The 24,664-nt window shown below is 69.0% G+C and carries 25 protein-coding genes; 16 read left to right on the top strand and 9 right to left on the bottom strand.

What is annotated here, in order from left to right; genetic code table 11:
* Positions 1 to 102 precede the first annotated feature (102 nt).
* Positions 103 to 1,266 (bottom strand): pyridoxal phosphate-dependent aminotransferase, encoded by a 1,164-nt coding sequence (locus NO360_RS09540; protein WP_256307572.1) that lies wholly within the window; start codon positions 1,264 to 1,266, stop codon positions 103 to 105.
* Positions 1,263 to 1,751: an Lrp/AsnC family transcriptional regulator gene (locus tag NO360_RS09535; RefSeq protein ID WP_256307571.1), complete on the bottom strand. Its 489-nt coding sequence runs from the start codon at positions 1,749 to 1,751 to the stop codon at positions 1,263 to 1,265. The genes NO360_RS09540 and NO360_RS09535 overlap by 4 nt, the downstream gene beginning before the upstream one ends.
* A 212-nt stretch (positions 1,752 to 1,963) precedes the next feature.
* Between NO360_RS09535 and NO360_RS09530 the strand changes: the two genes are divergently transcribed.
* The 9 genes from NO360_RS09530 (at position 1,964) to NO360_RS09490 (ending at position 11,946) form a co-directional block, all read left to right on the top strand.
* A complete protein-coding gene (locus NO360_RS09530; RefSeq protein WP_256307570.1) occupies positions 1,964 to 3,775 on the top strand; it encodes a vWA domain-containing protein in 1,812 nt (603 codons plus the stop codon).
* Complete coding sequence (locus NO360_RS09525) at positions 3,775 to 6,180, top strand: vWA domain-containing protein (RefSeq protein WP_256307569.1); 2,406 nt, start codon at positions 3,775 to 3,777, stop codon at positions 6,178 to 6,180. The genes NO360_RS09530 and NO360_RS09525 overlap by 1 nt, the downstream gene beginning before the upstream one ends.
* The gene (locus NO360_RS09520) at positions 6,177 to 6,533 is read left to right on the top strand and encodes a hypothetical protein (RefSeq protein WP_256307568.1); all 357 of its coding nucleotides are present in this window, start codon (positions 6,177 to 6,179) and stop codon (positions 6,531 to 6,533) included. The genes NO360_RS09525 and NO360_RS09520 overlap by 4 nt, the downstream gene beginning before the upstream one ends.
* Positions 6,526 to 7,587 (top strand): DUF7502 family protein, encoded by a 1,062-nt coding sequence (locus NO360_RS09515; protein WP_256307567.1) that lies wholly within the window; start codon positions 6,526 to 6,528, stop codon positions 7,585 to 7,587. Before NO360_RS09520 ends, NO360_RS09515 begins: the two co-directional genes overlap by 8 nt.
* Before the next feature lie 34 nt (positions 7,588 to 7,621).
* Positions 7,622 to 8,563, top strand: coding sequence for an AAA family ATPase (locus NO360_RS09510; protein ID WP_256307566.1), 942 nt, complete (start codon positions 7,622 to 7,624; stop codon positions 8,561 to 8,563).
* Positions 8,564 to 8,565: 2 nt separating this feature from the next.
* Positions 8,566 to 9,462, top strand: coding sequence for a DUF58 domain-containing protein (locus NO360_RS09505; RefSeq protein ID WP_256308513.1), 897 nt, complete (start codon positions 8,566 to 8,568; stop codon positions 9,460 to 9,462).
* A 117-nt stretch (positions 9,463 to 9,579) separates the two neighbouring features.
* Complete coding sequence (locus tag NO360_RS09500) at positions 9,580 to 10,833, top strand: MFS transporter (RefSeq protein WP_256307565.1); 1,254 nt, start codon at positions 9,580 to 9,582, stop codon at positions 10,831 to 10,833.
* Positions 10,834 to 10,917: 84 nt separating this feature from the next.
* Complete coding sequence (locus NO360_RS09495; RefSeq protein WP_256307564.1) at positions 10,918 to 11,343, top strand: EamA family transporter; 426 nt, start codon at positions 10,918 to 10,920, stop codon at positions 11,341 to 11,343.
* Between the two features lie 39 nt (positions 11,344 to 11,382).
* Entirely contained in the window at positions 11,383 to 11,946 is a 564-nt protein-coding gene (locus NO360_RS09490) for a thioredoxin family protein (RefSeq protein ID WP_256307563.1), read from the top strand.
* A 150-nt stretch (positions 11,947 to 12,096) separates the two neighbouring features.
* Here the strand turns inward: NO360_RS09490 and NO360_RS09485 are convergent, their stop codons facing one another.
* The gene (locus NO360_RS09485) at positions 12,097 to 12,549 is read right to left on the bottom strand and encodes an RNA-binding protein (protein ID WP_256307562.1); all 453 of its coding nucleotides are present in this window, start codon (positions 12,547 to 12,549) and stop codon (positions 12,097 to 12,099) included.
* Between the two features lie 35 nt (positions 12,550 to 12,584).
* Positions 12,585 to 12,788: a DUF1918 domain-containing protein gene (locus NO360_RS09480; protein WP_256307561.1), complete on the bottom strand. Its 204-nt coding sequence runs from the start codon at positions 12,786 to 12,788 to the stop codon at positions 12,585 to 12,587.
* 138 nt (positions 12,789 to 12,926) lie between these two features.
* Between NO360_RS09480 and NO360_RS09475 the strand changes: the two genes are divergently transcribed.
* The gene (locus NO360_RS09475; RefSeq protein WP_256307560.1) at positions 12,927 to 13,592 is read left to right on the top strand and encodes a DsbA family protein; all 666 of its coding nucleotides are present in this window, start codon (positions 12,927 to 12,929) and stop codon (positions 13,590 to 13,592) included.
* A gap of 2 nt (positions 13,593 to 13,594) precedes the next feature.
* Here the strand turns inward: NO360_RS09475 and NO360_RS09470 are convergent, their stop codons facing one another.
* Entirely contained in the window at positions 13,595 to 14,896 is a 1,302-nt protein-coding gene (locus tag NO360_RS09470) for a DUF7405 family protein (protein WP_256307558.1), read from the bottom strand.
* A gap of 87 nt (positions 14,897 to 14,983) precedes the next feature.
* Here NO360_RS09470 and NO360_RS09465 point away from each other — a divergent pair, with 87 nt between their 5' ends.
* Positions 14,984 to 16,189 carry an MFS transporter gene (locus NO360_RS09465; protein ID WP_256307557.1) on the top strand — a complete coding sequence of 402 codons (1,206 nt, stop codon included), beginning with the start codon at positions 14,984 to 14,986 and terminating at the stop codon, positions 16,187 to 16,189.
* Here NO360_RS09465 and NO360_RS09460 read toward each other — a convergent pair.
* A complete protein-coding gene (locus NO360_RS09460; RefSeq protein WP_256307556.1) occupies positions 16,156 to 17,133 on the bottom strand; it encodes an aldo/keto reductase in 978 nt (325 codons plus the stop codon). The genes NO360_RS09465 and NO360_RS09460 overlap by 34 nt on opposite strands.
* A 148-nt stretch (positions 17,134 to 17,281) precedes the next feature.
* On the opposite strand from NO360_RS09460, the gene NO360_RS09455 reads away from it, so the two are divergent.
* Both NO360_RS09455 and NO360_RS09450 read left to right on the top strand, forming a co-directional pair.
* Positions 17,282 to 18,418, top strand: coding sequence for a bactofilin family protein (locus tag NO360_RS09455; RefSeq protein ID WP_256307555.1), 1,137 nt, complete (start codon positions 17,282 to 17,284; stop codon positions 18,416 to 18,418).
* Between the two features lie 104 nt (positions 18,419 to 18,522).
* A complete protein-coding gene (locus tag NO360_RS09450) occupies positions 18,523 to 19,323 on the top strand; it encodes a creatininase family protein (protein WP_256307554.1) in 801 nt (266 codons plus the stop codon).
* Between the two features lie 74 nt (positions 19,324 to 19,397).
* Here NO360_RS09450 and NO360_RS09445 read toward each other — a convergent pair whose 3' ends face one another.
* Positions 19,398 to 20,015 carry a response regulator gene (locus NO360_RS09445; RefSeq protein ID WP_256307553.1) on the bottom strand — a complete coding sequence of 206 codons (618 nt, stop codon included), beginning with the start codon at positions 20,013 to 20,015 and terminating at the stop codon, positions 19,398 to 19,400.
* A 166-nt stretch (positions 20,016 to 20,181) separates the two neighbouring features.
* Here NO360_RS09445 and NO360_RS09440 point away from each other — a divergent pair, with 166 nt between their 5' ends.
* Entirely contained in the window at positions 20,182 to 21,723 is a 1,542-nt protein-coding gene (locus tag NO360_RS09440; RefSeq protein WP_256307552.1) for a cryptochrome/photolyase family protein, read from the top strand.
* Positions 21,724 to 21,841: 118 nt separating this feature from the next.
* Here the strand turns inward: NO360_RS09440 and NO360_RS09435 are convergent, their stop codons facing one another.
* Both NO360_RS09435 and NO360_RS09430 read right to left on the bottom strand, forming a co-directional pair.
* Positions 21,842 to 22,036 carry a cold-shock protein gene (locus NO360_RS09435; protein ID WP_049985421.1) on the bottom strand — a complete coding sequence of 65 codons (195 nt, stop codon included), beginning with the start codon at positions 22,034 to 22,036 and terminating at the stop codon, positions 21,842 to 21,844.
* A gap of 73 nt (positions 22,037 to 22,109) precedes the next feature.
* Positions 22,110 to 22,619 carry a metal-dependent hydrolase gene (locus NO360_RS09430; RefSeq protein ID WP_256307551.1) on the bottom strand — a complete coding sequence of 170 codons (510 nt, stop codon included), beginning with the start codon at positions 22,617 to 22,619 and terminating at the stop codon, positions 22,110 to 22,112.
* 141 nt (positions 22,620 to 22,760) lie between these two features.
* On the opposite strand from NO360_RS09430, the gene NO360_RS09425 reads away from it, so the two are divergent.
* Both NO360_RS09425 and NO360_RS09420 read left to right on the top strand, forming a co-directional pair.
* A complete protein-coding gene (locus NO360_RS09425; RefSeq protein ID WP_256307550.1) occupies positions 22,761 to 23,339 on the top strand; it encodes an MBL fold metallo-hydrolase in 579 nt (192 codons plus the stop codon).
* Positions 23,340 to 23,395: 56 nt separating this feature from the next.
* Positions 23,396 to 24,634 carry a mandelate racemase/muconate lactonizing enzyme family protein gene (locus tag NO360_RS09420; RefSeq protein ID WP_256307549.1) on the top strand — a complete coding sequence of 413 codons (1,239 nt, stop codon included), beginning with the start codon at positions 23,396 to 23,398 and terminating at the stop codon, positions 24,632 to 24,634.
* Positions 24,635 to 24,664 lie beyond the last annotated feature (30 nt).

Below are 24,664 nucleotides of genomic sequence, written 5' to 3'. Positions count from 1 at the left end.
TTTGTGATACGAAACGTTCGGGCGCGATCGGCGGCCGGTGACGAGCGATCGAATCGCCAGTCATCGACCGACGGCACGGACCACCCGCTTCGACAGCGGCCGTCAGTGGTCGGCCACGAAGGACTCGATCCGGTTCAGCGCCTCCTTCAGTTCGCCCATCCCGGACGCGTAGGAGACGCGGAGGTGACCCCGGCCACCCTCGCCGAAGACGCGGCCCGGGACGAGCGCGACGCGCTCCTCGCGGATGAGCGCCTCCGCGAACGCCTCGTCGTCCTCCCAACCGGGTGGACACTTCGGGAAGACGTAGAACGCGCCCTCAGCCTCGAAGCAGTCCATGCCGATCTCGTTGAACCGCGAGATGACGAACTTGCGGCGGCGGTCGAACTCGGTGCGCATCTCCTCGACCGCGCCGTCACAGGATTCGAGGGCCTCTATCGCCGCGAACTGCGCCGTGGTCGGCGCCGACAGCATCGTGTACTGGTGAATCCGGTTCATCGCGTCGATCACTTCCGACGGGCCGAGGGCGTAGCCCAGACGCATCCCCGTCATCGCGTAGGCCTTCGAGAACCCGTTGAACACGACGGTCCGCTCGCGCATCCCCGGGAGCGTCGCGATCGAGACGTGCTCGTCCTCGTAGCGGAGCGCCGCGTAGATCTCGTCGGAGAGGACGAAGAGGTCGTGCTCGCGGGCGAATTCGGCGACCGCCGAGAGTTCCTCGCGCGTCATCACCGCGCCCGTGGGGTTGTTCGGGTAACACAGCACGAGGACGGACGCGTCCGCGGCCCCCGCGCGTTCGAGGTCCTCGTAAGTGAGGACGAACTCGTTCTCGGCGTGCGTCTCGACCGGGACGACCTCTCCGCCCGAGAACGTCACGGTCGGTCCGTACGAGATGTACGACGGCTGCGGGACGGCGACGGCGTCGCCGGTGTCGACGAGCGCCCGCATCGCGAGGTCGACCGCCTCGCTCGCGCCCGTACTGACGAGGATCTCCTCGTCGGGGTCGTACGAGAGGCCGTAGCGCGTCACGTGCTCTGCGATCCGTTCCCGGAGGTCGCGCCGCCCCCGGTTGGCGGTGTAGGACGTCCGGCCCCGCTCCAGGGAGTCGATCGCCGCCGCGCGGGCGGCCCACGGCGCGGAGAAGTCGGGTTCGCCGACGCCGAGCGAGACGATGTCGTCCATCTCCTCGGCGAGTTCGAAGAACCGCCGGATTCCCGACGGCGGAGTCTCTCTGGCCCGCTGTGAGAGCCGGTCGGTCAACCCGGTCATGGCGAGATGGCGAGGCGGTCGTCGTCGTCGCCGTCGCCGAAGTAGACGCCGCGCTCTTTGTACGTCCGCATCACGAAGTGGGTCACCGTCTGCGTGACTTCCGGGATGGGCGCGATCTGCTCGGAGACGAAGTTCGAGACGTCGTGCATCGACTCGCCCTCGACGTCGACGGCGAAGTCGTAGCTCCCGGAGATGAGCCGCAGCGACGAGACCTCCGGGAACTTCGCGATGCGTCGCGCGATCTCCTCGTACCCGGTCTCGCGGTCGAGTTCGACGTTCAACTCGACCTCCGCGCGGACGTGTCCCTCGTCCACGCTGTCCCAGTCGACGACGGCCTGGTAGCCGCGGACCGCGCCCTCGGACTCCAGTTCGTCGACCAGTGCCTCGACCGTTGCTGCGTCCACACCGAGTTGTCGCGCGATGTCCTCGGTGCTCTGTCGAGCGTCACTCAGCAACAGGTCGAGCAGTTCCCGCTTCGCTTCCATACGCGATCCGAAGCGGTCCCGATTAAAAGGGTTTGCTCTCCCGTCCGCTGAACGCTCCGACACCCCCGTTCGTCCCCCACCGTTCGCCCGCCACCGCGGCGCGGATCGGCCCCGGCTTCGGGGTGGCGGTGAGCGCTCGGGGTCGACTGGCGACCCGCGCTCGCAACTCGGGTGGGAAAGGTCCAATACCCCGGAGGACCGCCACTCGCACGATGGCTCTCTCGGACGTCTTCCTCTCCCCGCTCGGACTCGCCGCCATCGTCGCCGCGGTGCCCGTCATCCTCCTGTATCTGGTCCGCCCGGATCCGCGACGCGTGACGCTGCCGACGATCCGGTTCCTGACCGATTCGGACGGGACGTCGTCGTCGACGCCGCTCCTGGAACGACTGAAGCGCAGCGCCCTGCTACTCCTCCAACTGCTCGCGATCGTCCTCTTCGCGACGGCGCTCGCGACGCCGTACGTGCCGGTCTCGGAGTCCGAGACCGTCGAGGAGACCGTCCTCGTCGTCGACGCCAGCGCGAGTATGAACGTCGAGAGCGGCGGCACGACGCGCTTCGACCGCGCCGTCTCCGCGGCGCGCGAGGAGACCACCTCGACGACCTCGGTCGTCGTCGTCGACGGGCGCTCCTCGATCGCGCTCAGGACCGGCACTCGGGGCGACGCGGCGGACGCGCTCTCGGACCTCCGCGCGACCGACGCGCCCGGCGACCTCCGAACGGCGATCTCACGCGGGGCCAGCCTCGCCGGGGAGAACGCCCGGATCGTCGTCCTGAGCGACTTCGCCGGCGGGGTCGACTGGGAGACCGCAGTGCGATCGGCCCGCGCCCGGGGACTGACGGTCGATCTCAGGCAGTTCGACCGCGGCGGCGAGAACAACGTCGGCATCGTCGATCGGGAGTTCTCCGGCGAGGAGGTGACCGTCTCGGTGCAGAACTTCGGCACCGAGGACGTCACCCGACGGGTCTCGCTGGGCGAGGCGCGAGAGCGGGTCGCGCTCGCGCCCGGCGACGTTCGGAGCGTCACGCTGCCGGTGCCCGCCGGCGGCGGCGAAATCCGGCTCTCGCCGGGCGACTCGTTCCCGGTCGACGACGCCGCCTACGTCGCCGCGCCCGAAGACGCCGCCGTCGACGTGCTGCTGGTGACGAACGACGAGAACCGCTATCTGACGACGGCGCTGTCGGTGATCGACCCGGTCGAGCTGACTGTCGTCGCGCCGCCGGACTCCGTCCCCGATCCAGGGGAAGATGCCTACGACGTCGTGCTCTACAGCAACGTCGACGCCGACGCGATCCGCGAGGCCCACGTCGCCGCCGGCCGCGACGCGCTCGCCGCGGGCGGCGGCGTCGGGATCCAGGCCGACGGGTCGATGCCGGTCGACGCCTACGGCGACCTGCTGCTACTCGCTCCGGACGGAATGGGCACGAACCCGTCGCTCGCGACGCCCGTCGCCGACGACCTCACCCGCGACATCAGCTTCCCGCCGCCGGAGCGGTACGTCCGCGGCGACCTCCGATCGGGGCGGGCGCTCGTCTCGACGGCCGACGGCACGCCGATCGTCGCGACCGGGGAACAGGACGGCGGCCAGGTGCTCTACTACGGGTACGTGGAGTCGGGATCGTCGTTCAAGTACGACTTCGAGTACCCCATCTTCTGGAAGCGCAGCGTCTACGCGCTCGCGGATCGGCAGTCGCTGCCGGAGCTGAACCGCGAGACGGGCGAGCGACTCTCCTTCGGCAACGAAACGGTGATCGACACGCCGCGGGGACAGGTGACGGCGTCGAGCGTCGACACCGCCGACGCGGGCTTCTACGACGCCGACGGCACCCGGTACAGCGCCTCGCTGCTCGACCCCGCCGAGTCCGCGGTGTCGGCCACGGCGATCGAAGCCGAGGCGGACGGCGGCCCGACCACGCGGGAGGAAGAGCGCACGGCCCCGGGGCCGCTGACTCGGTGGGTCGCGCTCGGAATCGTCGCCGTCGCGCTCGGAGAGGTGGCCTTCCTCCGACAGCGGGGTGATCTGTGATGTTGAACGCGTTCGTATCGTCGCTATCGGTTTACTCTTCCCTCCTCTCGATCTCCGTCGAACTCTCCGAGTCGTTCTCGGTCGGTTTCGAGCGACCGCTGTTCTTCCTCCTGTTGCCGATTGCCGCCGTGGCGCTCTGGGCGCTCGTCTTCCGCGGCGCGTCGGGGATGGCGTCGGACCGTTCGAGACGCTGGTTCCTGGCCGCGCGCGTCGTCGTCGTCGCGCTCGTCGTCCTCTCGGCGGCCGGTCCCTACACCGTCCAATCGCAGATGACGACCGGCGAGCCGAGCGTGACGCTGCTCGTCGACGAGTCCGACAGCACGGCCGTCACGCCGGACGCCGCGGATCGAATCGCCGAGACGATCGAGGGCGAGGGCGTCGCGGTCCGGCGGGTCCCGGTCGGAACCAACGACTCCTCACCCGTCGGCGACGCCGTCGCGGCGAACCTTCAGGAGGACGGCAATCTCGTGCTCCTCAGCGACGGACGCGTGACCGGCGGCCAGTCGCTTCAGGAGGCGGCGGCGCTCGCGCGCTCGGTCAACGCGACGGTCTCCGTCGTCTCGCCGGAACCGCGGACCGCGGAGCGATACGTCACCGTCGTCGGCCCGGAGAAGGTGAGCCTCGGCGTCGAGAACCGCTTCGCGGCCCGCGTCGACGGCGTCGGGCCGAACACGTCCGCGACGCTCACCGTGAGCGTCGACAGCGAACAGGTGCTCGAACGGTCCTCGGCGGAGGCGCCGACGACCGCGGCGTTCAATCACACGTTCGAGTCGACCGGGAGTCACACGATCACCGCCGAGATCGACGCGAACGACCGGTTCGAGGCGAACGACGTCTTCCGGAAGACCGTCCGCGTGGTCGAACAGCCGGAGATCCTGTACGTCTCGCCGGGCGAGTATCCGTTCCGCGACTACCTCGGCGAACTCTACGACGTCGAGACGGCCGCAGAGGTGCCAGAAGACCTCTCGCCGTACTACGCGGTGGTCGTCCAGGACGCGCCAGCCGAGTCGGTCGGCAACGTCGACCGCCTCCAGCAGTTCGTCATCGAGGGCGGCGGCCTGTTCGTCGTCGGCGGCCCCAACGCCTTCGAGAGCGGCGGGTACGAGGGTTCGAATCTCGCGTCGATGCTCCCGGTCACGACGGGCGAGGGCCAGGCGCGCGCGACGAACATCGTCCTCGCGGTCGACGTCTCGGGGAGCGCCAGGGAGGGAATGGCGATCCAGAAGTCCGCCGCGCTCTCGGTGCTCGAACAGCTCGGCGACGAGAACGACGTCGGCATCGTCGGGTTCAACTACCAGGCGTACCGCGTCGCCGACGTCGAACCGCTCTCGGAGAACCGCGGCGAACTGGCGGACAAGATCCGGCGGCTCCGCGCCGGCGGTGCGACCGACATCGCCGCCGGCGTCCGCGGGAGCGGCGAACTCCTCGGCGAGCGGCCCGGGACGGTCATCCTCGTCAGCGACGGACACGACAGCCCCGACGAGGCGGCCGGCGTCGCCGCCCAACTCTCCGAGCGGGGCGTCCGCGTCGTCACCGTCGGCGCGGGCGAGCGCGTCAACGAGCGGACGCTGCAGACCATCGCCGGCGCGGGCAGCGGCAGCTACTTCCGCGCGACCGAGACGACGCGGCTCGGCATCCTCTTCGGGGGCTCCGGTGCGGCCGGGGCGTCCGAACTGATCGTTCTCGACCGGCGCTCGTTCGTCACCAGCGGCGTCACGCTGACGTCGTCGCCGGCGGCGTTCAACGACGTCGCCGTCCGGCCGGGCGCTGACTTCCTCGTCGCCGGCGGCAACGGCCAACCGGCGCTCGCGACGTGGCGGTACGGGCTCGGCCGGGTGGCGACGCTCACCGCCCACGGCGCGGACGGGACGCTCGACGGACTGCTGCGCGAGCCCGACTCGCTGCTCCTGACACGGACGACGAACTACGCCGTCGGCGACCCCGAGCGGAAGGCGACCGGCGTGACGGGGATCCCGGACACGCGCGTCGGAGAGTCGACGACCGTGACCTACCGCGGCAGCGAGCGCCCGGAGACCGAGGGCGCGACGTTCCGGCGCGTCGGCGAGGAGACGTTCCAGGCGACGGTGACGCCCGAGGAGCGCGGCTACTACGAGGTCCTCGGCGCGACCTACGCCGCGAACTACCCGCGGGAGTACGCCGCGTTCGGACCCGACCCCGCGCTCGAGACGCTCGTCGAAGACACCGGCGGCCGGGAGTTCACCGCCGCCCAGGGGGCCGACATCGCGCGGTTCGCGAGCCAGCGCGCCCGCGGGGTGCAGCCAGTCGAAACCGACTGGACCTGGCTGTTCCTCCTGACCGGACTGCTCGTCTTCACGGCCGAAGTGAGCTATCGGCGGCTTCAAGTTCGTCGCCGAACGACCACGGCTGACGGAGGCCTCCCGTGACGTACGTCGGTCGCCGCCTGAACCTCGTGCTCGTAGTCGCCCTCGTCGTCCTCGCCGTGGGGACGGTCGGAGCCACGGTGCTCTTCCAATCGAGCGTCTCCGAGGTCCAGGCGCAGAACGAGCAGTTGCGTGCCCAGAACGAACAGCTCCGCGAGAACCTCCGGACCGCGCGCGCCCGTATCGACTCCCTCGAAGCCCGCGTCAGCAGTCTGGAGGAGGAACTGGCGGCCACGAACGAGACGCTGAGCGAGGTTCGCTCCGAGCGCGACGGGTATCGGGAGGACCTGGCGGCGGTCTGCGAACAGGTGCGACGGGAGAACGACAGCGTCCCGGAGGAGTGCGACGATGTCTGACCGGGACCCGAACGACGACCACCGGTTCGACGCAGACCCGGGCTTTCCGGTCGGGGACGCGGCACCCGATGCGAGCGACGACCGAACCGCGAGCGACGTCGATGGAGCTGCGAGCGACGCTGACGAGGACACGAACGAGGAGGCGGCGGACCCCCCGGGGTCGACGGCGCGGATCCGTGCCGCCCTCGACGAGGTGCGCACGGAGGTTCGGAAGGCCGCCGTCGTCCACGCCGCCGTCGACGCCGCGTTCCTCGCGCTTCTCGCGAATCTCGCGTTCGCCCTCGTGGAGCCGTCGGCGCTCGCCGTCGGCGTCAGCCTTCCGGGCGCTGTCGTCGCGGCGCTCCGCGCCGTGCCCGTCGTCGGCGAGTTCGCTCCCCGAGCGGTCGACGCCACGTCGCTGCTCGCCGTTGCGCTCGGCGTCGTCGCCTTCGCCGGGGAGTACGCCCTCCGGCTCCGACGCCCGCTCGTCGAGCAGTTCGAGTCGGCGAACCCCCAGATACGGGAGGCGTTGCGTACCGCCCGCGACGCGGTCGATCACGACGCCGACACCGAGATGGCCCGCCGGCTCTACGCGGACGTCGTCGAGACGCTCGGGCGGACGTCGACGCTCGAACTCGTCGAAAAGCGCCGCGTCGCGGTGACGGTCGTCCTCGTCGTCGTCGTGAGCCTCGCGAGCGTCCAGGTCGCCGTCGTCGACCCCAACCTCGCGGGACTCTTGGGGAACGGGGACGGCGGCCCGACCGTCGAGCGGCCCGACGAGGACGACGAACTGCGCGACGGCGACGCGATCCTCGGTGACCCCGAAGACGTCCAAGCGGGCGACGAGTTCGAGAACATCTCGGTCCCGGGGACCGGCGAGGGAGAGGGCGACGCCCAGACCGGGCCGGGTGACGGCTTCGGCGGCGGGGGCGGCAGCGGCGAGTTCGACAGCCAGCAGGCCGGCTTCGCCGGCGAGGAGCGGATCGAAGACGCCGAACTCGTCCGGGAGTACAACCTTCGGATCAGGGAACTCGACGACGAGCGCAACTCGGACGGACCGAACGAGGACGCCTAAGCCAGGACGGAACCACAAGGATGCACGCCAACCTATGAACGGAACGAACGAGGAGATCGACCGGATACAGCGCAGACTCGCCGCCCTCCGCGAGGAGGTCGGGAAGCGAATCGTCGGGCAGTCCGACGTCGTCGAACAGCTCCTCGTCTGTCTGCTCTGCGACGGCAACGCCCTCATCGAGAGCAACCCCGGGCTCGGGAAGACGACGCTGGTCAGGACGGTCGCGGAGGCGACGGATCTGTCCTTCTCGCGGATCCAGAACACGCCGGATCTGATGCCCGCGGACATCACCGGGACGGAGATCATCCGGGAAGTGGGAGGCGAACGGGAGTTCGTCTTCGAGCGCGGGCCGGTGTTCGCGAACCTCGTCCTCGCCGACGAGATCAACCGGGCGACGCCGAAGACGCAGGCCGCCCTCCTGGAAGCGATGCAGGAGAAGCAGGTGACGACCGCGGGCGAGACGCGGGAGTTGCCGCGGCCCTTCTTCGTCCTCGCGACGCAGAACCCGATCGACCAGGAGGGGACCTACCCCCTCCCCGAGGCCCAGACCGACCGCTTCCTCCTCAAGATCCTCGTCGACTACCCCGCTCGCGACGAGGAACGGGAGATCGTCGACCGGTACACGACGGGCGCGCCCGATCCCACCGTCGATCGCGTGCTCTCCCGCGACGGCCTGCAGCGAGCCCAGCAGTTGACCCGACAGGTGCCGATCGCCGACGACGTCCGCGACGACGTGATCGACCTGGTCCGGGCGACACGGACGGCCGATGACGTCGAGTTCGGTGCGAGCCCTCGGGCCAGTATGGGCCTCGTCCTCGCGGCGAAGGCCCGCGCGTTCCTCGACGGCCGCGCGCACGTCTCTTGGGAGGACGTCGAGGCGATGGCCCACCCGGTGCTCAGACACCGGCTCATCGTCGACTTCCGGGCCGAGCGCGAGGGCGTGACGCCGGACGACGCCGTCTCGGCGCTGCTGTGACGATGCCGATCGAGCCCTCCTTCTTCGACGAACTGGCCCGCCTGGAGCGGTCGCTCCGGCAGCGGACCGACTCGCGGAAGCAGGGCCAACAGCAGTCGCCGAACGTCGGCGAGGGGCTGACGTTCAGCGACTACCGGCGGTACACCCCGGGCGACGACGTCCGGCTGATCGACTGGCGCGTCTACGCCCGGACGGACGAGTACTTCATCAAGCAGTACGAGGCCGAGCGGAACCTCACGGTGCACGTCCTCCTCGACACCTCGGCGTCGATGGACTTCGGCGACGGACGTGCAAACAAGTTCGAGTTCGCCGCGCGGGTCGGCCTCGCGTTCGCATACCTCGCGGCCGCGGGGCACGACTCCTTCCGCTTTTCCACGATCGGAAGCGACGTCGACCGGCTGGATCGCAGTCAGTCGACGCGCGGGGAACTGCTTCGACTCCTCGATTCGGTGAACGCGACCGACCCCGACGGGCGGACGGACTTCGTCGAGTCGCTCTCGTCGTACGCCCGGACGATCCGCTCGCGCTCGCTCGTCGTCGTCGTGAGCGACTTCCTGGAGGATCCCGACGCGATCGAGGACGGACTCGCCGCCCTCGGCGACACCGACGTCCTGCTGGTTCACGTCGTCGCGCCCGAGGAGCGCGATCCCGACGTCGTCGGCGACACCGTCTTCGAAGACCCCGAAACGGGGGTGACGCAGCGGGCGTACTTCGCGGGGTCGACCGCCGAATCGTACCGAGAGCGACTCTCCGCCCACGTCGACGAGGTCGAAGCACGTGCGCGCCGGTACCGCGCCGAGCACGTCGTCGTCGACACCGGTGCGGACTTCTTCGACGCGTTCGCCGCGGTGTGGGCGACGCGAGACGCGGCGGGCTCTCGGACGACCCGAAACCGCTGAGGCTGCGAGGTCGCAGGCATCCCGGAGTCGCTGACCGCTCAACGATCGACCCGATCGCGCTGTCGATCGCGACTCGGTTCCGGCGACTATTTCTCCGTCCGGCGACGACTGGCAGCCGTGACCGACGCGCAGGAGCGCCGGGTCGTCGGCCTCGTCGCCGGCTCGCACTTCGTCAATCACGCGTACATCGTGATGTTGGCCCCGCTCGTGACCGTGCTCGCGGCGCGGTTCGACGTCAGCATCGCGGCGATCGGGCTCGCGATCGGCGTCCAGAACGCCGTCGTGCTCGCCCTGCAACTCCCCTTCGGCTACCTCTCGGACGCCCACAGCCGGACGCTCGTCCTCGCCATCTCGCTCGTGTGCGGCACCCTCGGGGCCGCGCTTACCGCCGTGTCGCCCTCCTACTGGTGGCTGCTCGGCGCCCAGATCGTTCTCGGCGTCGGAGTCGCCGGACACCATCCGGCGCACTATCCGCTGCTGGCGGCGGTCTCGACGGCCGAGAACCGCGGCCGAGCCTACAGCGCCCACGCGTTCGGCGGCGCGGTCGGCCTCGCGGCCCCCTTCGCGGTCGTCGCCGCGACGACGGCGCTCGGGTTCTCCTGGCGGGTCGCCGTCGGCGTCACGACGGCGATCGGCGCCGCCTACGCGGCGTCCTGTCTGTACGGCTTCCGGGCCATCGACGAGGAGATCACGCGGCCGGGGCTCGCGGCCCGCCCAGACGAGCGGCCGACGCTCCGGTCGGTCCCCGGGCGCGTCCAGTCGCTTCTCCGGACACTCGCCGCCTCGCGCGGGATTCTCGCCCTGACGGTCCTCGCGTTCCTCACGTCGGCGTCGGCGTGGGCGATCCGGACCTACACGCCCAGCCTCCTAGCCGCGGGCTACGGCCTCCCGGAGGGGACCGCGAGCGCGCTCACCGCCGCGATGCTCGCAGTCGGCGCGGGGCTCATTCTCGTCGGCGGCGCGCTGACCGATCGGATCGGGACGGGACCCGTCGTCATCGGTGGCTACGCGCTCCTGACAGTCGTCGCCGCGCTGCTCGCGACGCTCGCGCTCCCGCCGCTCGCGCTCGGCGTCGTGCTCCTCTTCAGCGGCAGCATCAGCCTCTCGCGTCCGGCCCGGTCCTCGCTGGCCGACGCGCTCTCGGCGCGGGCCGACCTCGGGAAGAACTTCGCGCTCGTCACCATCGGCATCTCGCTCGGCGGGGCGGTCGCGCCGCCGCTGTTCGGCTACCTGCTCGACGCCGTCGGCCTCGCCCGATCGTTCGCGCTCGTCGCCGCACTGGGCGGGGTCTCGCTCGCGCTCGGGTGGCGGATCGTCCGCGACGCGGGACGGGCAGCCGCCGGTCCGGCTCCGGTGACCAGCGACGACTGATCGGGGCTCGCTGCCGCCGTCGAGCCGAGCGCTCCCCGTCCGCGGACCGAAACGGTGAATCCATCGGTGTCCCGAGGACTCTCTATGAGTTACCTCCCGTGGGCGATCCTCGCGCTCGCCGCCTACTCGCTCGTGGCCCCGTTTATGCGGGTCGCGACGACCGGCTCCGCCCAGATCCCGAGCAACGTCGCGACGATGATGACCAACACGATTCTCGTCGTGCTGACGGCCGGTATCGTCCTGTACAACGGGGAGGACGCCCTGAATTACGTGACTCACCCGAAAGTGGGCTACGTCGTCCTGGCGGGCGTCTGCCTGACGGTCGGCATCCTCGCGTACTACCGGGCGCTCTCGCTCGGTCCCGTCAGCGTCGTGTCGCCGATCTTCGGCATGTTTCTCGTGCTCAGTTCGATCCTCGGAATCGCGTTCCTGAACGAGTCGCTGACCGCGCGGAAACTCCTCGGGATCGGGCTCGGCGTCGTGGCCGTCTACCTGGTCAGCGTGGAGTGAGACGAACAACCTCTTTTGTATTTGGGTCCAACGCCGGGTATGGTCCTGGTAGAATCCGAATCGACGCTGTCTCGCGGGGACGACGCACCGGCTTTCGAACTCCCGGCCGCGGACGGTGAAACGTACGCACTCTCCGATTTCACCGACTACGGCGCGCTGCTCGTCGTCTTCACCTGCAATCACTGCCCGTACGCGGAGGCGAAAGTCGAGGAACTGAACCACCTGAGCGAGGCCTACGACGACCTCGCCGTCGTCGGGATCAACCCCAACGACGCCGAGGAGTACCCCGACGACTCCTTCGAGCGGATGCGCGAGCGCGTCGACGCCGGCGAGATCCGCTACACGGCGTACCTCCGCGACGAGTCCCAGGACGTCGCACGCGCCTACGGCGCCGTCTGCACGCCCGATCCGTTCCTCTTCGAGCGCGACGGCGACACGTTCCGGCTCGCGTTCCACTCCCGGATCGACGACGCGACGAACCCCGACGCCGAGGCGGAGCGATACGAGATGCGCGAGGCCGTCGAAGCACTGCTCGCTGGCGACGAGATCCCGGTCGAGGAGACGCCGTCGCAGGGCTGCTCGATCAAGTGGGTCGAGGACTGATCGGTCCCTTCCGCACGAGCGTTTATATCCGATCGCGGACCCACGCACGTCGTGCGCTGACCACCGACGCAGGGCGTGCCGCGGTCGCGTAGCACAGCGCCCTGCGACCGTCGCCCGACCGTGCTACCTGTCCGCAACTTCGTCACTGCGTCACGATTCGGCGTCCGAGTCGAGCGCGTCCGCGCGTTCGAGCGCCTCGCGAGCGTTATCGACTGCCGCGTCCTTGGTCGCGGGGTAGGCTTCCACCTTGGCGCGGAGGGTGATGCCGTCGCCGCGCCGGACGTCGCCGCGGAAGGCCGCCTGCTTGTCCAGCCGCAGGAACAGTTCGGTGTTGTCGGTGACGCGGTCGTCGAGTTCGTCCAGGAGCGTCTCGAACTCGGGCAACTCGGATAGGCGAGCGAGGACGTGTCGGACGTCGTCGGCGTTCTCGACGCGCGCCGAGAGGACGACGATCCGGTCGCCGTGGTGGCCGGCGCTCTCGGTTCGCGTCACCTCGAACTCCTCGGGGAGAAACGTCGCCAGCGCGCTCTCGACCCGCTTTTCGTCCTCGGTCTCGTAGCAGAAGGTCCGCAGATCGACGTAGTGAAACGGGATCCGGGGCATTGGAGACGCTTCGCGTCGAGACGGGAAAAACTCCGCTACTCCTCGTCGACGTCGTCAGCGTCGCCTGCGGGGTCGAGCTGATCGGCCGAAATGCCGACCTCCTGGCCGTCCTCGAAGCTGACGGTGTAGGTGGCGTCGCCGAACATCGTCTCGACGACCTGCGTGATCGTGCCGGTCTCGCCGTCGAACTCGCTGTGCTTGTCGTGCAGTACCACGCTGTCGTCCTCTTCGAACTCCATACCGGAGAAGGGAGTCGCAGCGGTGAAAAGTCGACTGGTTCCGACCGGACGCCGGGACGGAGCGGCGCGTCGGTTCGGCGAAAACAGCCCCGCGGAAGACCGGAACCGTATATATGTCGCCGGTCCCTTCGGGCGGATATGCGATCCACACGACGGTCGTACCTCGCTGCGCTGGGCGGAACGGCGGCGATCGGAGCCACGGCCGGCTGTCTCGGCGGGTCCGGTTCGGGAGGCGCCGATCTGCCAGACGGCTGTGACGTCGGCACGCTGGAGTCGGTCTCGTCGCTCCCCCGTCCGACGCTCGGCCCCGAGGACGCGCCCGTGACTGTCGAGGTGTTCGAGGACTTCGCCTGTCCGCACTGCCAGACGTTCACGACCGACGTCTACCCGGAGATCAAATCGAACTACATCGACGCCGGCGACGTCCGGTATCGGTTCTTCGACTTCCCGATTCCCGTCGACGAGACGTGGTCGTGGGCGGCCGCCTCGGCCGCGCGCGCCGTGCAGGACCGCGCCGACGACGAGACGTTCTTCTCCTTTACCGAAGGCGTCTACGAGAATCAGGGCGACCTCCCCGACGCGGGATACCAGATCGTCCACGACCTCGCCGACGAACTGGGCGTCGACGGCTGTGCGGTCGCCGCGGCGGCCGACCAGGAGCCCTACCGCGAGGTCGTCGAGGCCGACCGCCAGACGGGATCCGATCGCGGGATCCCCGGAACGCCGGCCGTCTACGTGAACGGGGAACTGCTCGACAACTACGGGTGGGACGCGGTCAGGTCAGCGATCGAGAACCAGCTGTAAGCTCAGCGTCCGGGCGTTTCGCCGGTGGGTGTCGGGAGCGCCCGCAGCGAGCGCGGCGGGACGAGGAAGTTGCCGCGGCGCTTGACGAAGATGTACTCCAGAATCCCGTTGTTGACGCGTTGACGGATCGCCGGCAGATCCGTGAGATCCGCCCCGTTCATCGCGGCCCGGACCTCCTCGAACGTCGTAATCCGCCGCTGGAGACTCGGGAAGTGGAGACTCGCCTCGTCGTCGTCCGTCGACTCGAAGTGTCGTCTGAGCGTCCGCACCGCTCCGTCGGCGTCGCGGTTCGCCCGCGCCGCCTTCTGGGCGTGGCCGACTCGCCCGAACTGTCGGCCGTGCTCTCTGACGTTCTCGATCATCTCCGGGGTGAGCCCGCTGTCCTCGCCGAGGTTCTCGCCGACGCCGTCGACCAGTTCTTCCTCGGCGTGGACCGGTGAGAACAGCTCCGCGACGCGCTCTGCGGACGACTGCTCGCCGTACCAGTCGTCGAGACGCATCCGGAGGTTGGAGACGTGCTTGGTCGTCCCGCCTGCGAAGGGACCCGCCGAGAGCGTGACGTACTCCTCGGTGGCCTGGTTTCCCCGAAACCCGGCGACGAACCCCATAAACAGCGGCGACTCCTCGGGGACCGGATTCGAGGACGGGATCCCCGCGAGCCCCTCCTGCCGCTCCGCCGGCATCCCGGCCCCGACGAACCCGCTGCGGCGGTCCGCGACCTCGAAGACGTCGGTTAGCGCCGATTCCATCTCGCGGCCGTTCACCGCCGGTTCGTTGCCACGGAGGGCCTCCTCGGCGGCGAGGACGACGTCGGCCCGATCGGAGGCCAGGTGCAGCAACGCGTCCTGTCGGTCGAACTCGGGCGATTCGAACGAAGAGAGCGCTCGCGGCTCCGGCAGATCGATCGAGTCGGGAAGGGACCTCTCGTAGCGGTCGAAGTACCGCGGCGAGTAGGCGATCGAGTGAAGGAGGCCTTCGTTGCTGCGTTCGTACGCCCGATCGAGCGTTCGGAGCGCGGACTCGACGTTCCGTCTCGCGGCGACGTCCGGCGGTCCATCACCAGGCAGCGCGAGATACAGGAGTAGCTGGTGGCGCGGGAGGAGGGTGTTGCCGTGGTCGTCGGTCCGGACGCGCTCGTTCCAGGCGTGCTGCCGCTCGGGCAGCGACCCCGCGTCTTCCGGACCGCTGGGGACCGGCTCTGCCTCGGTCTCCTCCAGACACGCGGACAGGGCCGCGGCCCCGCCGACGGCGACCGCTCCTTTCAGGACCGCCCGTCTGCTCGTCTCCGCTTCCGCGCCGAACATACCCCAGTTACGCGATGGACGGGCAAGTGCGTTCGGATGGGTCTCGGAAACGACGCGGATATTTGTGCGGAGGGTCAATCGCACCACGTGACACGTCGCGGGACTCGGATTCGACTCGCCGTCGGGGTCTGGGGAGTCCTCGTCTCGCAGGTCTTTCTGTACCCCGGCGTCGAGGACATCGTCGTCGCCCTCGGCGGCGACGGGACCATCCGCGCGGGGATGTGGTTCCTCGTCGCCGAGTTCGCCGCCTTCGTCGCCTTCGCAAGCGTGTGGGGCGCCGCCAGCGACGCCGTCGGTCGGCGAATGCCGCTCGCCGCGGCCGGGGCGCTCGGCGGGGCGGCCGGCTACCTCGTTCTCGCGGCCGCGCCGACGCTCGACCTCCCGTTCGCCGGCGTACTCGTGGTCCGGCTGGTCGGCGGCGCCGCGACGATCGGCGCGTTCTCGCTCGCCATCACGGCGCTCGCGGACCTCGCCGGCGGGAACGGTCGGAACATGGGCGCGGCGGGAATCGCGATCGGGCTCGGCGCGGCGCTCGGCTCGGTCGTCGGCGGTCGCCTCGCAGACGCCGATCCGCTGTACCCGCTGTACGCGGCCGCCGGCACGCTCATCGCGGTGGCGATTCTGTTCGGAACGGTGTCGGAGGAACTGCCGGGCGGGGAGCGCCTCCGCGTCGGGGACGTGCTCGGTCGACTTCGCCGGCGGCCGGTGCTCGCCGTGCCGTACGCGTTCGGATTCATCGACCGGATGACGGCCGGCTTCTTCGCGCTCGTGGGCGTCTACTACTTTCGGGAGTCGTTCGGACTGGACGCCGCCGGCGCGGGGCTCGCCCTCGCCGCCTTCTTCGTGCCGTTCGCGCTGCTGCAGTACCCCGCCGGCGTCCTCTCGGATCGGATCGGACGGGCGATCCCAGTGGTCGTCGGGTCGATCTGCTACGGGCTCGGAATCGTCGCTGTCGGCGTCTCGCCCGTCCTCTGGGTCGCCGTCGCCGCGATGGTCGCCGTCGGCGCGCTCGGTGCGCTGGTCGCGCCCGCGACGATGGCGCTCGTGACGGACGTCGCCGCGGTCGAGACCCGCGGCGCGGCGCTCGGCGGGTTCAACGTCTTCGGCAGCCTCGGCTTCCTCGCGGGCTTTCTCCTGGGTGGAACGACGACGGCGACGGCGGGGTTCCTCGCCGCCTTTCTGGTCGTCGGCCTCTCGGAAGTGGCCATCGCGACCGTCGCCGCGCGGGCGGTCTGGCGGATCTCCGGGTCGGAATCGGACTACTCGTGGCCCGAGACGCGGACCGGCTCGTAGGGCGCTTCGAGGTACTCGACGTCGGACTCGGTGAGGTCGATCGAGAGCGCCTCGACCGCGTCTTCGAGGTGCTCGACGCTCGTCGTCCCGACGATCGGCGCGTCGACGCGGTCGTCGGCGAACAGCCAGGCCAGGCCGATCTGGGCCATCTTCACGCCCTTCTCGTCGGCGAGTTCCCGGACGCGCTCGTTGACCTCGCGGCCGCCGCCTTGGAGGTACGGGTGCTGGTGTGCGTAGTCGTCGGTCTCACCTCGGACCGTCGATCGGGACTCCTCGTGCGGGCGGGTCAGCCACCCGCGCGCGAGCGGCGACCACGGGATGACGCCGACGCCCTGCTTCTCACACAGCGGCAGCATCTCGCGCTCCTCCTCCCGGTAGAGGAGATTGTAGTGGTTCTGCATCGTCGAGAACGGCGTCAGCCCCTGTCGCTGGGCGACGTGCTGCGCCTCGGCGAACTGGTGAGCCCACATCGACGACGCGCCCAGATATCTCGCTTTCCCGCGTCTGACCGCGTCGTCGAGAGTCCGCATCGTCCGCTCGATGGGAGTCTCGTAGTCCCAGCGGTGGATCTGCAACAGGTCGAGGGTGTCCATCCCCAGCCGGTCCAGCGAGGCGTCGAGTTCCTGCTCGATCGCCTTCCGCGAGAGCCCGCCCGAGTTGGGATCGTCGTCGTCCATCTGAAAGTACACCTTCGAGGCGACGACGAACTCGTCCCGATCGTATTCGGAGAGCGCGTCGCCGAGAACCCGCTCGGAGCCACCGTGGGAGTACATATTGGCCGTATCGAAGAAGTTCACCCCCAGTTCGATGGCCCGGTCGACGAGTTCCTGCCCCGCTTCGGCGTCGAGCACCCACTCGCGCCAGTCCGTGTCCCCGAAGCTCATACAGCCGAGGCAGATCTTCGAGACGGTCGTTCCAGTCTCCCCGAGGGTCGTGTACTCCATATTTGGGGCACGATTCAGAGGGACAAAAAGTCACAGGGGCCGGCGGCGACGCGAGGGAGGACCCGGAGCCGCGCCAGGGTCGCGCGGCAGTAATTAAGATGGATGGTGTCGTATTGACACGTTGAGAGACCCTCCTCTCGTGAAAACTATGATACGAAACAATCGCAGACGGTTCGTACTCCTCCTCGCAGCCCTCCTCGTCGTCTTCGGTGGGACCCCGATGATCGCAGGCGCACAGCAGTTCGGCCCGGGTGGACCCGGGTCTGACGGGGCGGTCGGCGGCGCCGTTCGCGTCGACGCCGGCGAGACGTACCAGGGCGACCTGGAGGCCGCAGGGGGGAGCGTCGTGATCGCCGGTACCGTCGAGGGCGACGTCTCCGCGGCGGCCGGATCCGTCACCGTCACTGACTCGGGACGGGTGACCGGTTCTCTCGACGCCGCGGCGGGTAGCGTCGTGATCGAAGGCGTCGTCGAGGGCGACGTGCGGATCGGCTCGGCGGCGCTGGACCTCCGCGAGGGATCGCGCGTCGGGAGCCTCGAGGCGGGTGCGGCGAACGTTCGCCTCGACGGCGCGGTCGACGGCGACGCGACCGTCGGCGCCGACACGCTCGCAGTCGGTCCCACGGCGACCGTCGGCGGGTCGCTGACGTACGACGCCGCGGAGTTCTCGCTCGCGGACGACGCCAGCGTCTCCGGGTCGGTGACCCGCGACGAGTCGCTGTCGGTCACCGGCCCCGAGCTGTTCGGGGCGGACGGCCAGTTCGCGTTCCCGTCGATCCCGGCCTGGGTGAGTGCGGTTTACGGCGCGCTCGTGAACCTGCTGCTCGGTGCGGTGCTCCTCGTGGCCGTGCCCCAGTTCACGCGCGAACTCGTCGACGCCGGCACCGCTCGAACCCTCCGGAGCGGCGGTATCGGTCTCCTCGCCCTGATCGGGACGCCGATCGTGCTGCTGCTCCTGCTGCTGACGATCGTGGGGATCCCCCTCTCGATCGCCGGGTTCCTCCTCTTCGGCCTGCTGGTGTGGATAACGTCGGTGTACGGCGCGCTCGTCCTCGGGACGGGGGTCCTCTCGCTCGTCGACTCGGAGAACCGGTGGGCCGCGCTCCTCGTCGGCGTCGTCGCCGTCGCGATCCTCGACTTCGTCCCGTTCGTCGGCGGCCTCGTCACCTTCCTCGTCCTCCTCGTCGGTCTCGGCGCGTTCGTCATCGCGCTACGGGAGCGGACCCGCAGTGGCGGCGATGGGGAAGCCGGGACGGTCTCCGGTCGACCGGAAACGGCGGCGTAGGTACCGGTCGAAGTCGCGAGTCGAAGGCGACGACGGGTCCTCTCGACTCGGGACTCGCGACCGCTGTGCCGTACCTTCTTGATGCCGCCCCGCTTTCGGCCGGTATGTACGTCGCAGACCAGACGTGGCCCGAACTCGGAGACTACGTCGCCGAGGAGTCGGTCGCCATCGTCCCACTGGGATCGACTGAACAACACGGCCCGCACCTCCCGCTGGCGACAGACCACCTCATCGCGGAGGGACTCGCCCGCGAGGCCGCAGACCGGACGGGCTTTCTCTGCACTCCCACCGTCAACGTCGGCGTCAGCCCCCACCACCGGCAGTTCCACGGGACGATGTGGGTCGACGCCCCGCAGTTCCGGGACTACGTCGAGTCGATGACGCGGAACCTCGCGTATCACGGTATCGACCGCGTCGTCTACGTCAACGCCCACGGCGGCAACGTCCAGCACCTTCGCGAGGTCGGTCGTCGCCTCCGCGACGACGGAACGCTCTACGCCATCGAGTGGATGTGGGACGAATCGATCCCGGACCTCGTTGAGGAGGTCTTCGAGTACAACGGCCCGCACGGCGGCCCGAAGGAGACGGCGATGATACAGCACCTCGCGCCCGACCTGGTCCGCGAAGAGAAACTGGATGCCGCCCGCGACGGCGGCGTCCGCGACGTCGAGGCCGCAGAGCACCTGCAGAAAAACGGCGCACGCATCTTCTACGACGCCGCAGAAAACTCCGAGAACGGCGTCTTCGGCGATCAGACCGACGCGACCGCCGCCGTCGGCGAACGCCTGTTCGAGGCCGCCGCCGAGCAGTTAGTCGAGCTGCTCGAATGGCTCGACGATCGGCGTCTCGACGACCTCCTGGCTCCGGCGCACGTCGATCCGCAACCCGGAAGCCGGAGAGAGTAGGACGCGGACGACGATCGGTGCACCGGTACCTGCTGGACGGAGAAAAGCGTCAGTCAGCGGGTCGATGCGGGCAGTCAGGACTGGGAAGCGGGGCCGTCCCCGCCGTCGGGTCCCGACTCGTCGACCTCGATATCAGGGAACGACGCGAACGCCTCGCGGAAGTCGTCGTCGCTGAGTTCCGCCAGCGTGTCGTCGAGTTCGGTGCGGATGTCTTCCATCCGCTGCGCCAACTCCCGGTACTCGGCCTCGTTCTCGACAGAGACGTCCGGTGAGGACTCCAGGGCGGCCTTCTTCGAGGCGAGCCGAAAGAACTCCTGTGAACGCTCGTCGTAGTTCGCCCGACGGAGCAGAATTTCGACGAGCCCGTGGAGGTCCTCCTTCGTGACGGGTTTGACCAGGTAGTCGTCGAACTGCATCTCGACGATGTCGACGTCCGGTTCGACGGCGGTGATCATCGCGACCTGCGTCTCGAGCCCGCGCGCGCGGATCTCTTCGAGCACCTCGTCTCCGGTCAGGTCGGGCATTCGCCGATCGAGCAGAACGACGTCCGTCTCAGCGTCGACTATTTCGAGCGCCGTCTCCCCGTTCGTGGCTGTCTGCACGTCGTAGAGGTCCGAAAGGTAGATCGCGTAGAGCTCGGCCAAGTCGGGCTCGTCTTCGACGACGAGGACCCGTGATGTAGCGCCGTCCATTGCAGTCTACCTCCCACCACTCCTCCCGCCGTCTAAATTCTTGCCCCCGAATACCGGTCGTCGTATCGCGCCACCCCCCCGCGACAGTGCCGCTCGTGGCGACCCGAGCGGGGGGGTGCCCGTCGGCCGGTGTGACTTAGTCCTTCCCGCGCGAACCTCCCGGTCGATGACGGTCTGGCTTCTCGGCGATCAGTTGCACCCGGGCGTGACGCCGCTCCAGTCGACGGACCACGTGTTGCTCGTGGAAGCCTACCAGTTCGCGGAGCGACGCCGCTATCACCCGCAGAAGCTCACGCTGGTGTTCAGCGCGATGCGGCACTTCCGGGACGACCTTTGCGACCGCGGCTACGACGTCACCTACCTCCGGGCCGAGACGTTCGGCGACGCCCTCGACCGCTACTTCGAGGCCAACCCCGCGGACGACCTGGTCGCGATGCGCTCGCCGAGCCACGGTGCCGACGAGTGGCGGCAACGGCTCGTCCGCGAGCGCGGCGGCACGCTGACGCTCGTCGAGAACGACTTGTTTCTGACGTCGCCGGCGGCGTTCGACGCCTGGGCCGGCGTCGACGGATCCGACGAGGGCGACTCTGGGGAGCCCGATGCGGACGATGAGACCACGTTCCGACAGGAGGACTGGTACCGACACGTCAGGCGGGAGACGGGCATCCTGATGGCGGGCGCCGAACCGGTCGGCGGGGCGTGGAACTACGACGAGGAGAACCGGGAAACGCCGCCCCCCGAGTGGTCGCCGCCGGAGGTCCCGCGGTTCGAACCGGACGAGAAGACCCGAGAGGTCCAGGCGTTCGTCGCGGACCGCTACGGCGACCACTGGGGCGATCCGAACGGCTTCCGCTGGCCGGTGACGCGCGAGGCGGCGCTGCAGGCGCTCGATCACTTCGTTTCGGTCCGGCTGCCGGAGTTCGGGGCCTACCAGGACGCGATGCGCGGCGGCGAGTGGGCGCTCTGTCACTCGCTGCTGTCGGCGGCGATGAACCTCGGCCTCCTACGTCCGCGGGAGGTGGTTGACCCGGCCGTCGAGGCCTACGAGTCCGGGGACGCGCCGCTCAACAGCGTCGAGGGCTTCGTCAGGCAGGTGATCGGTTGGCGAGAGTTTATGCGACACGTCTACCGGCGCTCGATGCCCGAGTTGGCCTCGGCGAACCAACTCGGACAGACGGCCTCGCTGCCGCCGCTGTACTGGGACGGGGAGACTGAGATGCGGTGTCTCTCCGAGGCGGTCGAACACGTCCACGACCGCGGCTACGCCCATCACATCGAGCGCCTGATGGTCCTCTCGAACTTCGCGCTGATTTACGGCGTCGACCCCGCCGAACTCAACGAGTGGTTCCACCTGGGGTTCGTCGACGCCTACCACTGGGTGACGACCCCGAACGTCGTCGGGATGGGGTCGTTCGGGACGGACGTGCTCTCCTCGAAACCCTACGCCGCCTCGGCGAACTACATCGACAAGATGAGCGACTACTGCGCGGACTGTCCGTACGCGAAGTCGAAGACGACCGGCGAGAACGCCTGTCCCTTCAACGCGCTTTACTGGGACTTCCTGAAGCGGAACGAGGAGACGCTCCGCGGCACCGGTCGGATGGGCCTGATGTACGCACACGTCGACCGCAAGGACGACGCGGAGTGGCGGGCGATCCGCGAACGCGCCGACGACCTCCGGAGTGCGGCCGCCGAGGGCGAACTGTAGGGCGTGAGCGGGAAGAGGTCACAGATCGACCGACGCTCCGCTCGGCGGGTGAGAAATGCAGAATCGTGGTGAGAATCGACGGGATCGCCGACCGCAGTACCGCTCTCGTGGGGCGTCCTTACAGGCGCTGGAGGTTCGTGGCTCGCGGGCCTTTGTCGGCCTGCTCGATATCGAATTCGACTTCCTGACCCTCCTCGAGGTCGGGACCGCCGACGTCCTCCATATGGAAGAAGACGTCTTCGTCAGAATCGTCGCTTTCGATGAAACCGTAACCGCCCGTGTCGTTAAAGAACGCAACCGTACCTTTCGCCATTGCGGCCGAAAATACGCGAAGGTGATAAATAAGCCTTGTGTCGCGGCCAACCGCCGATCACGGGGTACCGAGATCAGATCGCGACCCCGAGATACGCCGCCGCACCGGTCGCGAACACCCCGGCGGCCAGGAGCCCGTAATTGGCGACGACGTTGTCGGCGGTCCACACTCCCAGCGTGTACGTGCGCCCCGAGAGCGGCCAGAGGAAGTTGACGCCGGCGGGGGTGAGCGCGTCGCCGAGGAGGTGCGCGACCACGGTCAGCGCGCCGAGCCCGAATCCGGCGGCCGCGAGCGACACGCCGCCGGCGACTGCGCCGACGTCGACGACACCGGCTGCGACGGTCTGCAGCGCGAACCCCGCCGCCCCGAAGCCCGCGCCGACGAGCGTCGCGAAGAGCAGCGAGTGCGTGGGCCCGCGGTGGGGCACGCCCGGAATCCGGTGGTCGACGTCCGGGAGCATCGCGAGCCACAGCATCGTCCCCCCGGTGACGAGCGCGAGGTCCGCCCGGCCGAACGCCAGCAGGACGAACGCGATCGGCGCGAAGACGAGCAGCGAGACGCCGTAGTGCCCCTTCCGGTACATATCCGGAGGTCGGTTCGACCACACAAAAGCGTCCTGACCCGCCCCGAGCGGCGTCGACACATTCGGCCAACTCCCCGATTCGACCAACTGCCCGAACGCCGAGCGGAAAGACGCAAGTCGGGGGCCGACCAACCGTTCGTCGTGATCTACAACCTCGCACGCGACGTCCGGGCCTTCACCGCGAACGTCTTTCTCGTCACCGGCGAGACGACCGCGCTCGTGGACGCGGGCGCGAACTTCGACGTCGTCTCCCGGATCGAATCGCACGTCGACGACCTCGACCGGATCTACCTCACGCACACGCACCCCGATCACGTCGAGAACGTCGCCGCCGTCCGCGACGCCTTCGGCGTCGAGACGTGGGGATTCGATCCCGAGAGCGAGTACGTCGACCACCGGGTCGAGGACGGCGAGGGGATCCAGATCGGCGACGACGACTACGAGGCCCTCCACACGCCCGGCCACAAGCCCGATCACCTCTGCTTTTACTCCCGATCTGCCGGCGTCTGCTTCGCCGGCGACCTCGTGTTCGCCAACGGCGCGTTCGGCCGCACTGACCTGGAGGGCGGCGATCGCGGGACGCTCGTCGAGAGCATCGAGTACCTCCGCGAGGTCGCGGGGTCGGACCTCGACGTGATCCACGTCGGTCACGGTCCGAGCATCACCGAGCGACCGCTCGACGACGTCGAACTCGCCCTTCGGGCGGCCAAAACGAGTTGAGCTCGACGTACCGACGTTCTCCAAAGGTTTACCTAATATCGAGTAAATACTCGACTATGGGAATCGATTACGCCGACTTACACGATCCGAACGCGGAGTACACGATGCGGGAGCTCTCCGCGGAGACGATGGGAGTCCGGGCGAAACGCGGCGGCGGCCGCGACGTGGAGATCACCGACGTACAGACCACGATGGTCGACGGCAACTTCCCCTGGACGCTCGTGCGCGTCTACACCGACGCCGGCGTCGTCGGCACCGGCGAGGCCTACTGGGGCGCGGGCGTCCCGGAACTCATCGAGCGGATGACGCCGATGATCGTGGGGGAGAACCCCCTGGACATCGATCGGCTCTACGAGCACCTGATCCAGAAGATGTCCGGCGAGGGCTCGATCGAGGGCGTGACCGTCACGGCCATCGCGGGCATCGAGGTCGCCCTCCACGACCTCGCGGGCAAGATCCTCGAACTCCCCGCCTATCAGCTCCTCGGCGGGAAGTACCGCGACGAGATGCGGGTCTACTGCGACTGTCACACCGAGGAAGAGGCCGACCCCGAGGCCTGCGCGGACGAGGCCGAGCGCGTCGTCGAGGAACTGGGCTACGACGCCCTGAAGTTCGACCTCGACGTCCCCTCGGGGCTGGAGAAGGACCGCGCGAACCGGCACCTCCGTCCGGGCGAGATCCGCCACAAGGCCGAGATCGTCGAGCAGGTCACAGAGCGCGTGAAAGACCGCGCGGACGTCGCCTTCGACTGTCACTGGACCTTCTCGGGCGGGTCGGCGAAGCGTCTCGCCGACGCCATCGAGGAGTACGACGTCTGGTGGCTCGAAGACCCCGTGCCGCCGGAGAATCTGAAGGTCCAGGAGGAAGTCACGAAGTCGACGACGACGCCGATCACCGTCGGGGAGAACCGGTACAGAGTGACCGAGGAGCGACGGCTGATCGAGAACCAGGCGGTCGACATCATCGCGCCCGACCTCCCGAAGGTCGGCGGGATGCGCGAGACGCGGAAGATCGCCGACGTGGCGAACCAGTACTACATCCCCGTCGCGATGCACAACGTCTCCTCGCCGGTGGCGACGATGGCCTCCGCGCAGGTCGGCGCGGCGATCCCGAACGCCCTGGCCGTCGAGTATCACTCCTACGAACTCGGCTGGTGGGAGGACCTCGTCGAGGAGACCGTCATCGAGGACGGCTACATCGAGATCCCCGAGGAACCGGGGCTCGGCGTCACGCTCGATATGGACGCCGTTGAGGCGCATATGGTCGACGGCGAGGAGTTGTTCGATTCGGCGTGAGCCGAATCGAGCTCGCCGGGCGAAGCTCGG

The organism is Halobellus litoreus, assembly GCF_024464595.1.
Classification (GTDB): domain Archaea; phylum Halobacteriota; class Halobacteria; order Halobacteriales; family Haloferacaceae; genus Haloquadratum; species Haloquadratum litoreum.
This window is presented reverse-complemented; position numbering and strand designations above follow the sequence as displayed.